We start from the raw sequence: 9885 nt of genomic DNA, 5'->3' as shown, positions 1-9885 counted from the left end.
CCGTGGCACCGGCCGCCGCGGCCGCGTGGTCAGGCGGAGTCGGACGGGCGGCTGCCGGGGGGACCCCCGGGGCGTCCGCTCCCGTCCCCGGCGGCGCCGCCGGTACCGTCCGTCCCCGCCGGGTCCGAGGGCGCCTCGGTGGCGCCCTCCCCGGTTCCGGCCGGGGCGGCCGCCGGGGTCACGTCCGGGGTTCCGTCCGCGGCCGCGAGCTCCTCGGCGGTCTTGCCGCGGGTGGCGACCAGCGACCAGATGATCGAGACGGCGAGGGTCACGACGATCACCCCGAGGGTGAGCGGGATCGGCAGCTTGCCCACCGGGGTCTCCGACAGGATCAGCTTGACGCCCGCGAAGGCCAGGACGACCGCCAGGCCGTAGTGCAGGTGCGTGAACCGGCGCAGCAGCCCGGCGAGGCAGAAGTAGAGGCTGCGCAGGCCGAGGATGGCGAAGGCGTTGGCGGTCCACACCAGGAAGGTGTTGGTGGTGATCGCCAGGACGGCGGCGACGGAGTCGACGGCGAAGACCAGGTCGGTGGCCTCCACGGCGATCAGCACCACGAAGAGCAGCGTCGCGACCCGGCGGCCGTTGACGCGGGTGAAGAACTTGGCGTCGTGGAACTTCGGATCGGTCGGAATGATCTTCCGGACGATGCGGACGACGGGGTTCCGGTCCGGGTGGACCTCCTCGTCCTTGGAGACGATCAGCTTGTATCCGGTCCAGATAAGGAACGCGCCGAAGACGTAGGCGGTCCAGAAGAAGAGCTCCAGCAGTTCCGCGCCGATGAAGATGAACACGAACCGCGCGACCAGCGCGCCGAGGACGCCCCAGATGAGGACCTTGTGCTGGTAGGCGTCCGGGACGCCGAAGAACGTGAAGACCAGCGCGAAGACGAAGATGTTGTCGACCGAGAGCGCCTTCTCGATCAGGTAGCCGGCGTAGTAGGTGGACGCCACCTCGCCGCCCTGCCAGACCAGCAGGATCAGACCGAACGCGAGGCCGATGGCGATCCAGATGCCGCTCCAGATCGCGGCCTCTCGGAAGCCGATGACGTGGTTGTCGCGGTGGGCGAACAGGTCGACGGCCAGCATGAGGCAGATGCCGAGCGCGACCGCACCCCACACCCATAGTGGGACGGCGAACGACAGGTCATTCATCGCAGATCGTTTCCTCTTCAACTTTCGATGGCGGAGAAGCTCACCGGCAGACAGTACGGCCACGGTGGGAACCCCGGGTGAACCGGTGGGGCCTCCTGGGCCTGCGGCCCGCTCCTCGCACGATGATGCCGCCCGTTTGTCGCCGATAGGTCTCGACTTCGCGCAGGTGTGGTGCGGAGGCCGCCGCGGCGGGCCCGGGCGGCGCCCAGGGCGCACGGCAGCAGGCAGCCGGTCGGGGGCCCGGCAGTCGGGCCGGCGCGCTGCCGCGGCCCTGCCCGCCGCTGAGGTCGCCGGCCGCTGCCCGCTGCCCGCTGCCTCCTGCCGGATGCCGGCGTCGGGACCGGGCCGCACCCGTCCGCGCGCGGCACCGGTGCCTCGACGCGGACCACAGCGGCCCCCTGCCCGGGAAGCGGACGGCCCGAGGGGCGCGCCTGGCGCACGGGTGCGGCCGGGGCCCCGGGCGCACCCGTCAGGCGATGGCGCGGCGCTCGCCGCTCGGCGCCGACCGCGCGAGCAGTTCCGCCGCGCCCTTGCGGTTGCGGAACGGGCGCAGTGCGGAGCGCATCTCGCGCACGGCGTGCTCGGCGTCCCCCGAGCGCAGCCGCTCCCGCCCCGCCAGGAACGCCCGCCAGGCGACGCACGCCTCCTCCAGGTGCCCCGCGCGCAGCAGCAGCCGACCGTACCGCGCCTGGGTGAGGGCGCGGCCCCGCACGTCCGCGGCCGACCGCTCCGACAGCGACCGGCGCAGCGCCGCGAGGGCGCCCGGCACGTCGTCCAGCGCCACCAGGGTGGCCGAGGTCTGGTACGCCAGCGCGGCGGTCGGGTAGACGTCGAACGGCGAGTCGCCCCGCCCCGCCCGGCCCGCGGCGCGCTCCGCCGCGCCCAGCGCGCCGAACGCCCCGCGCCGGTCGCCGCCCCGGGCCAGCACCACCGCCAGCTGCGCCTGCACGTACGCCTGCTGCGCGGGCGCCACCCCCGCGGCGGCGCGCCCCGCGGCCTCGGCGAGGTGCAGCGCGGACGGGAGGTGCCCGAGCCGTGCCGCCTGTGCGCTCATCGCCCGGACGGCCAGACACCACGAGGTGCGGTCCCCGCACTCCGCCGCCAGTCGGTGCGCGAAGGAGTAGTAGCGCTGCGCCAGGCCGTGCAGTTGGCCGTCCTCGTACATGCGCGCCAGCAGGAAGGCCAGCCGCGAGGCGGCGGTCGTCACCTCGGCCCGGTTCCGCTCCGGGGTCCCGGACGCCAGCAGCGGGACGACGTCGTCGGCGAGGTAGCAGGCGAGCGCCGAGCGGGCGTGGTGGCCGCCGTGGCTGTCGATGGAGGCGGCGAAGAACGAGGCCGCGTCGCGCAGCGCCGGGGCGCGCTCGGCCGGCGGGTGGGTGTGCGGCCGCGGAGGCCCGGTGCGGCCCCGGGCGGGTTGGGCGGGCACCGCCGCCGGGAACTCCGGCACCACCGAGTCCGCGACCCGGTAGGGACGCTGCCGCAGGGCGTCGCGCCGGTCGCTGGCGGCGTCGTCGCGGCAGAGGTCGGCGAAGCCGACGGCCGGATCGGGGGAGGGCGCCTCCGGCGCGGGCGCGGTGAAGCCGGCGGCCTGCGGGCTCACCGGGCGGCCGATGCGGCGTGACAGCGCCTCCGCCGCCAGTTGCGGGGCCGGGGTCCGGGGCTGCGTCCCGGAGAGCCAGTGGGCGACCGCGGTGCGGTCGTACCGGAGCGGACAGCCGATCTCCGCCCCCAGGGTGTTCACGGCGCGCGCCAGCGCCTCCTGGGTCCAGTCGGCCTCGCGCAGCAGCGCGCGCAGCCGTTCGTTGGGGTGGCGCCGAGTCGTCATGGTTCCTTGATGCCACAGTCCTTCGGGTGCCCGGCAGCGGCGCACGGAGGCGCGTTCGAGCGGCACTTGGCCCCCTTACCACCCCTTCGGGTAGCTTTCCGGGCGATCTGCCACCCGGAGGTGGTAATGGTCGGCGAACGGGCGGACGGTGTCCGCATGAATGATCCTTTTCTGTACGACTCGGTGCTCCCGGGCGTCGCAGCCGTCACCCCGGCCCCCGCGGCCGCCCGTCCCGGCGCCGGGGCCGTGTCGGACGCGCCGTCCCCGGCGCCCGCGCCGGCCGACGCCGACGGGGGGCTCACCGCTGGGCGTGAAGCCGCCGCCGACCGCCGGGGGTGAGCGGCGCGGCCCGGGGTGTCGGGGTGTGCCCGGCGCACCCAGGGGGTGCGGCGCTCGCCCCGGTTCGGGCATGGTCCGGTCACACCCCGGTGACGATTTGCGGTAAGCGGGAAGTCGGCTGGCGCTCCGGCTCGGCGGGTTGGTCTGATGGTGTGCCGTACACGAGATCCGACGAAAGGGGGAGGACGCGTGTCATTGTCACAGAATGTCCGCAGTGCGGCCCGGTCCGTGGCGCAGGGCGGTGATCCACGGGAAGCGTTGACCGGTGCCCTGGGGCGGCAGTTCCCGGGAGGCGACGACGACGAAGAGGGTTCGCCGCCCGCAGGCAAGGCCATCGCCGACCCGGACGACTTCCTGGCCGCCCGGGAACAGGGCGGCTCGGTGGGCACCCGCATCGAGCAGCAGACGGCGTCGCTGAACAACGCCGGAGAGGTCCTCAACCGCACCTCGCTCAAGCGCGGCAGGTCCGGCCCGGTCCATGTCATCTGCCCGATGGTCATCCCGCGCGGCCGCACCTTCGTGACGATGTTCCCCGCGCTGCTGCTGATCGCGATCGGGGTCGTCGCCTGGCTGGTGATCGGCGCCGTCTCCGACGACGGACCGCTGCTCAACCCCTTCTTCGGCATCCACTACTGGGTCATGGCGCTGCTCGCCACCGCGTTCATGTGGTGGCGGCAGGGCATGGTCATGGTCCCGGACGGCTGCCAGGCACTCATCACCCGCTTCGGCAAGCTGGAGCAGGTCGTCGGCCCCGGCCGCATCACGCTGCTCAACCCGTGGAAGCGGGTCTCGTACATCGTCAACACCACGCGCGAGTACCCGTTCAACGCGCCGATCCGCGAGGCCCCGACCAAGAGCGGCGTGCAGGCCTCCATCGACCTGTTCGTGCAGTTCCGCATCAACGACCCCGTCGAGTTCATCTACACCCTGGGCGCCGTCCGCGGCTTCGAGGAGAAGCTGAACAACGCCATCAGCGAGACCACCCGGAGCCTGATCTACGACCAGGAGGCCTCCGCGATCTACGACATGGTCGGCGAGAACACCAACCGGCTGCTGGAGCAGCTGAACCAGCAGTTCAGCCCCGCCGTCGAGCTGACCAACGCCAACATCACGCACGCCGAGCCCGCCGGCAAGGAGTACCGGATGGACCTGGCGGCGCCGGAGATGGTGCGCGTCGCCAAGCAGGCGTACACCCACGAGTACGAGCTCCAGCTCCGCAAGGAGAACAACGAGGGCGACCTCACCAAGGAGCTCGCCACCCTCAACGAGACGCTCTCCGCGATCCAGGCCGACATCGCGCAGTACCAGGCGCAGATGGACACCGCCCTGGAGCGCGAGACCAACCGCGCGCGGGCCGTCGCCCGCCAGCGGTTCGTGGAGGCCGAGTCCGAGGCCCACGCCAACGCGGCGCTGCTGGAGGCGCAGGCGCTCGACATCCGCGCCGTCTCCGCCGCCGAGGCGCCGGAGATCCTCAACTACCGCTACCAGCAGCAGGTGCTGGACCGGCTGGAGCAGGTCGCCGACCGGCTGCCGCAGGTGCTGCGCATCGGCTCCGGCGACGCCGCTGCCGTCGACTTCCTGCGCATCGCGCGCGGCATCATCGGCGAGGCGGGCGACGAACTGTTCACCGAGGAGGACATGGGCGTCATCCGCGGCCGCATGGACGAGATCTCCGCCCGGATCAGCGAGCGCGAGGAGGAGATCAGCGCCCTGCGCAGCGCGGAGCAGGCCACCACCGTCACCCCGGTGGAGACCTCGACCGACGAACTGCCCGGGGCGGAGGCGGTGGAGGAGATCCGCGCCTCCGTGCAGAGCGACGACCCCGAGCCGCTGCCCGGCGACACGCCGGACCCCGCGGCGGGGCCCGCGCCCGGCACCGTCGGCGACCACACCACGCGGGAAGGCGAGTAGATGAGCCAGCACACCCAGGCCGACCGCCGTGGTTCGGTCATCCAGGAGAACGTCGCGGGCTGGGGCGACATCGCCCGCCTGCTGCGCGGCGGCGACAACGGCGCCCTGGTGCCGGTGGTCATGCCGCGCAACAGCCGCCGCAACACCTGGACCGTCCTGCTGTGGTTCGGCGTCCTCGCCCTCCTCGCCGGCGTGATGATGTCGGTCGGCAGCTCCCGCTCCGACAGCGCACTGGGCGGCACCGCCTGGTCCGCCGTCGCCGTGCCCACCTACGCCGTCGGGGCCATCGCGGTGGTACTCGGCGCGCTGTGGTGGTGGCGCTCCTCGATCGTCGAGATCGAGCAGGGCACCACCGGCGTGCTGACCAAGTACGGCGCGGTCGTCGGCGAGCTCGACCCCGGCCGCCACTACCTGTGGCACCCCTGGTCGCGCGTGGAGTTCGTCGTCGACACCTCCACCGAGATCCCCTACTCGGCGCCGGTGGTGGCGTGCCCCACGCGGGAGAACGTGCCGCTGACCTCGATCGAGTTCTTCCTGAAGTTCCGCATCACCGACGCGGTGCTGTTCGTCCGCACCATCGGCGCGAGCAACTTCGACCTGGTGCTCTCCAACTCGGTGCAGGACGCGATCCGGCAGCGCAGCCGGCAGATCGCGACCGAGCGGGCGTACGACCTGCGCGGCTCCGACGTCGCCGACATGCAGGAGCTGCTCAACCGCCAGCTCGCCCGCTACGGCGTGCGGATCACCGGCTGCAACATCCCCGACGTGCAGCTCCCGGTCCAGTACCGTCAGCACCTCGCGACCCGGGAGCGGGTGGCGAAGGAGAAGGTGGCGTACGAGCAGGAGTGGGAGCTGACCCGCAAGCGGCGGATCGACAACCTCCTGATGGACATCGAGCGGTCCAAGAAGACGCGCGACGCCAAGATCGTCGAGGTCAACGCGGCGCTGAACCAGGCCCGCAAGGACGTCGCGCAGATGCTGGAGGAGCAGGAGACCGAGGCGCAGCGGGTGCGGTTCGAGATCGAGACCCGCGGCCGTGCCGGCCTGACCGCCGCGGAGAACGAGGCCAAGGCCCAGCAGCGGCTGGCCACGGCCTACCGGGACAACCGCGCGGTGCTCCGCTACGAGCTGGCGCAGCGGCGGCTGGACGTGGGCACCGCGCTGGCCAAGGGCGCGCCCAAGCCGTTCGTGGTCGACACCGACGGCGGCTCGCAGGACACCTCGGCGCTGACCACCCTGCTCACCGCCCAGCTGCTGCCGCGGCTCGGCTCCGGCGGTTCGGAGACCGCCCGTGCGCTCGGCGCGCGGGCCACCGAGAGGTCCCGGGACCGGGGCGACGACGAGCAGTGACACCCCGGGGTGCGGCACCGGCGACGGCGCCACCCCGACCGGCCGACGGCGCCGGGCGGACCGACCGGTCCGCCCGGCGCCGTTCGTCGTGCCCGGGGCACCGGCGGTGCCCCGCCTGCCGTGGGCTCATGCCCCCGGCGGGTCAGCGACCCCGTGTCCGGCGGCCCCGTGCCCCGGGGACCCCCGGCGGCTCAGCGGCTCAGCACCAGGGCCACGCCGCCCGCCGCGGCCAGCACGACCGTCCCCGCCGCCATCACCGCCACCGGCGGGGAGAGCGCCGCCGGACGGGCCGCGCGCAGCCACACGCCGCGCCGGGCTGCGACCACCAGGAAGGCCACCCCGGCCGTGCCGCACGCCGCCGCGGCGGCGAGCGTCCAGCCGCCGGGCGAGCCCGTGGCGGCCGGGACGCGCCAGGCGAACAGGGTCACCACCGCGAACGCCAGCGCGGTGCGCCGCCAGGCCAGCGCGGTCCGTTCCGGCTGCGCCGCGGGATCGCGCGGCCCCGGGGTCCCCGGGCGCTGCGGGGCGCTCACCGTGCCGCGCCCCGCCCCACCCCCGGGCGGCGGCTCACCGCAGCACCCCGGTGACCACCGCCACCGCCACCAGCAGCGCGGCCAGCGCCGTGCCGACCGCGAGCAGTGCGGGGAACCGTGACTCCGGCAGGTCCTCGCCGCGCCGCATCGCGACCTCGCACCGCACCCAGTGGCTCACCGCGCGCACCGCGCACGCGGCGCCCCCGACCAGCAGCACCACGGCGATCACGGTGCGGACCGGCCCGGAGAGCCCCGTCGCGAACTGGTCCACGGCGATGCCGCCGGCGACCAGGGCCAGCCCGGTGCGCACCCACGCCAGGAAGGTGCGCTCGTTGGCGAGCGAGAAGCGGTAGTCGGGGGTGTCGCCCTCGGCCCTCACCCGTCGCGGGGAGAACCACAGGCCCATCGTGCGCAGGGGTCCCATCACCCGGGTGACCCTACCCGCCGCCCCTCACCGGCCCGGGGAGGCGGAGAGCCGCAGCCACGCGGCGAGCCCGTCCGGGGCCCACTGCCAGGTGTCCAGCCGGTCCGCCAGCTCCTCGGGGGTGAGGAAGGCGTGCCAGGCGACCTCCGAGGGCTGCGGCCGGACCGGGCCGTCCCACCGCACCCGGTGGACCGAGGTCCACCAGGACCCGCCCTCGCCCTCGAAGAGGAACCGCAGCACCGGTTCGGGTTCCGGCAGCCCCGGGGCGCCCAGCTCCTCCCGGGCCTCGCGCCACGCCGCCGCGGCGTACCCCTCGCCCGCTCCCACCACGCCGCCGACGAACATGTCGTACAGCCCGGGGTGGATCAGTTTGGTGGCCGTCCGGCGGTGCACGAAGATCCGTCCCTGCCCGTCGGTCACCAGCACCGCCGCGCAGCGGTGCAGGAGCCGGTCGCGGTAGACCTCCCCGCGGGGGGCGCGCCCCGTCACCTCGTCGTGCGCGTCGACCACGTCCAGCACTTCGTCCTCGTCCATGGGGCGATCCAACCACCCGGCCCCGACGGAGGGTCCCGGACGGTTGACGCCGCGGTGCCCGCTCCCGAAGATCGTGGCACCGGGCGGGCGCCGCCCGGGGACCCGGGCCCGCCGCGGCGGGTGGCCGCGAAGGACGGAGACCATGGCGTACGACGCTGACGTGATCGTGATCGGGGCGGGGTTGGCGGGGCTCGCCGCCACCGCCGAACTCGCCGACGCGGGGCGCCGGGTGATCCTGCTGGACCAGGAGCCACCGCAGTCGCTCGGCGGCCAGGCGCACTGGTCCTTCGGCGGCCTCTTCCTCGTGGGCTCGCCCGAGCAGCGGCGGATGCGGGTGCGGGACGACCGGGAGCTGGCCTGGCAGGACTGGCTGGGTTCGGCCGGCTTCGACCGGCCGGAGGACCACTGGCCGCGCCGCTGGGCACAGGCCTACGTGGACTTCGCGTCGGGGGAGAAGCGCGCCTGGCTCCACGGGCTCGGGGTGCGGTTCTTCCCCGTCGTCGGCTGGGCGGAGCGCGGCGGCTACGACGCGGGCGGCCACGGCAACTCGGTCCCGCGCTTCCACATCACCTGGGGGACCGGGCCCGGCCTGCTGGCGCCCTTCGTGCGGCGGCTGCGGGCCGCCCAGGCACGCGGGCGGGTCGAGGTGCGCCACCGCCACCGTGTCACCGCGCTCGCCGCCACCGGCGGGGCGGTGGACACCGTCAGCGGCGAGGTCCTGGCCGACAGCGACGCGCCGCGCGGCACGGCGACCGGCCGGGACCCCGTCGGGGCGTTCGAGCTGCGGGCGCAGGCGGTGGTCGTCACCTCCGGCGGCATCGGCGGCAACCCCGACCTCGTCCGCGAGCACTGGCCGGAGCGGCTGGGCCGCCCGCCGGAGCGGATGCTGCGGGGCGTCCCCGCCCACGTCGACGGCGCGATGCTGGGGGTCGCGGAGCGCGCCGGCGCCCGGCTCATCAACCGTGACCGGATGTGGCACTACACCGAAGGCATCGGCAACTGGGACCCGGTCTGGGCGGAACACGGCATCCGCATCCTGCCCGGCCCCTCCTCGCTCTGGCTGGACGCCACCGGACGGCGGCTCCCGGTGCCGCTGTTCCCCGGATTCGACACGCTCGGGACGCTGGAGCACATCGTGGCCGCCGGGCACGACCACACCTGGTTCGTGCTGACGCAGCGGATCATCGAGAAGGAGTTCGCCCTCTCCGGCTCGGAGCAGAACCCCGACCTGACGGGCAAGTCGCTCCGCGGCGTCCTCGGCCGGGCCCGCGGCGGCGCGCCGGGACCGGTGCGGGCCTTCATGCGGCAGGGCGAGGACTTCGTCGTCGAGCGCGACCTGGGCGCCCTGGCACGCGGCATGAACGCCGTGACCGGGGAGGCGCTGATCGACGAGGCGCGGCTGCGGCGCGAGGTCGAGGCGCGCGACCGCGAGGTCGGCAACCGCTTCAGCAAGGACCTGCAGCTCACCGCGGTGCGGGGCGCCCGCGCCTACCTGGGGGACCGGCTGATCCGGGTCGCCTCGCCGCATCGGCTGCTGGACCCGGCGGCGGGGCCGCTGATCGCGGTGCGGTTGCGGCTGCTCACCCGGAAGACCCTCGGCGGGCTGGAGACCGACCTGACCGGCCGGGTGCTCCGCGAGGGCGGCCGACCGCTGCCCGGGGTGTACGCGGCCGGAGAGGCCGCCGGCTTCGGCGGCGGCGGGCTCCACGGCTACCGGGCGCTGGAGGGCACCTTCCTCGGCGGGTGCCTGTTCTCGGGGCGGGCCGCGGGCCGGGCCGCCGCTGCCGCCGTCGGCTGAGGCGGCCCCCGGGCCGGCCC

At 74.7% G+C, this 9885-nt stretch carries 9 protein-coding genes; 4 read left to right on the top strand and 5 right to left on the bottom strand.

Annotated features, from left to right (window positions below):
- Positions 1 to 29: 29 nt before the first annotated feature.
- Together HCN56_RS19810 and HCN56_RS19805 are read right to left on the bottom strand one after the other, a co-directional pair.
- Positions 30 to 1151, bottom strand: a complete 1122-nt coding sequence (locus HCN56_RS19810) for a TerC family protein (protein WP_167973063.1) — start codon at positions 1149 to 1151, stop codon at positions 30 to 32.
- A 469-nt stretch (positions 1152 to 1620) separates the two neighbouring features.
- Entirely contained in the window at positions 1621 to 2976 is a 1356-nt protein-coding gene (locus tag HCN56_RS19805) for an NsdA family TPR-like regulatory protein (protein WP_167973061.1), read from the bottom strand.
- A gap of 156 nt (positions 2977 to 3132) precedes the next feature.
- Here HCN56_RS19805 and HCN56_RS19800 point away from each other — a divergent pair, with 156 nt between their 5' ends.
- The 3 genes from HCN56_RS19800 (at position 3133) to HCN56_RS19790 (ending at position 6576) form a co-directional block, all read left to right on the top strand.
- Entirely contained in the window at positions 3133 to 3315 is a 183-nt protein-coding gene (locus HCN56_RS19800) for a hypothetical protein (RefSeq protein ID WP_167973059.1), read from the top strand.
- Between the two features lie 147 nt (positions 3316 to 3462).
- The gene (locus tag HCN56_RS19795; RefSeq protein ID WP_209312959.1) at positions 3463 to 5226 is read left to right on the top strand and encodes an SPFH domain-containing protein; all 1764 of its coding nucleotides are present in this window, start codon (positions 3463 to 3465) and stop codon (positions 5224 to 5226) included.
- On the top strand, positions 5227 to 6576 hold the full coding sequence (locus tag HCN56_RS19790) for an SPFH domain-containing protein (protein ID WP_167973055.1): 1350 nt from the start codon (positions 5227 to 5229) through the stop codon (positions 6574 to 6576). It abuts the gene before it with no gap.
- A 191-nt stretch (positions 6577 to 6767) separates the two neighbouring features.
- On the opposite strand, the gene HCN56_RS19785 is transcribed toward HCN56_RS19790, so the two are convergent.
- From HCN56_RS19785 to HCN56_RS19775, 3 genes are read right to left on the bottom strand one after another with little or no spacing between them, the layout of a single operon-like run.
- Positions 6768 to 7109, bottom strand: coding sequence for a DUF202 domain-containing protein (locus tag HCN56_RS19785; RefSeq protein WP_167973054.1), 342 nt, complete (start codon positions 7107 to 7109; stop codon positions 6768 to 6770).
- Positions 7110 to 7143: 34 nt separating this feature from the next.
- The gene (locus tag HCN56_RS19780) at positions 7144 to 7533 is read right to left on the bottom strand and encodes a YidH family protein (RefSeq protein ID WP_167934581.1); all 390 of its coding nucleotides are present in this window, start codon (positions 7531 to 7533) and stop codon (positions 7144 to 7146) included.
- A 27-nt stretch (positions 7534 to 7560) separates the two neighbouring features.
- Positions 7561 to 8067 (bottom strand): NUDIX domain-containing protein, encoded by a 507-nt coding sequence (locus tag HCN56_RS19775; protein WP_245246772.1) that lies wholly within the window; start codon positions 8065 to 8067, stop codon positions 7561 to 7563.
- Between the two features lie 142 nt (positions 8068 to 8209).
- Between HCN56_RS19775 and HCN56_RS19770 the strand changes: the two genes are divergently transcribed.
- Complete coding sequence (locus HCN56_RS19770) at positions 8210 to 9865, top strand: FAD-binding dehydrogenase (protein ID WP_167973049.1); 1656 nt, start codon at positions 8210 to 8212, stop codon at positions 9863 to 9865.
- Positions 9866 to 9885 lie beyond the last annotated feature (20 nt).

Origin of the sequence: Streptomyces lonarensis, from assembly GCF_012033735.1 — a bacterium.
GTDB classification, from domain to species: Bacteria; Actinomycetota; Actinomycetes; order Streptomycetales; family Streptomycetaceae; genus Streptomyces; species Streptomyces lonarensis.
The sequence above is the reverse complement of the archived record's forward strand: the minus strand, read 5'-3'. Positions and strand labels throughout refer to the sequence as shown.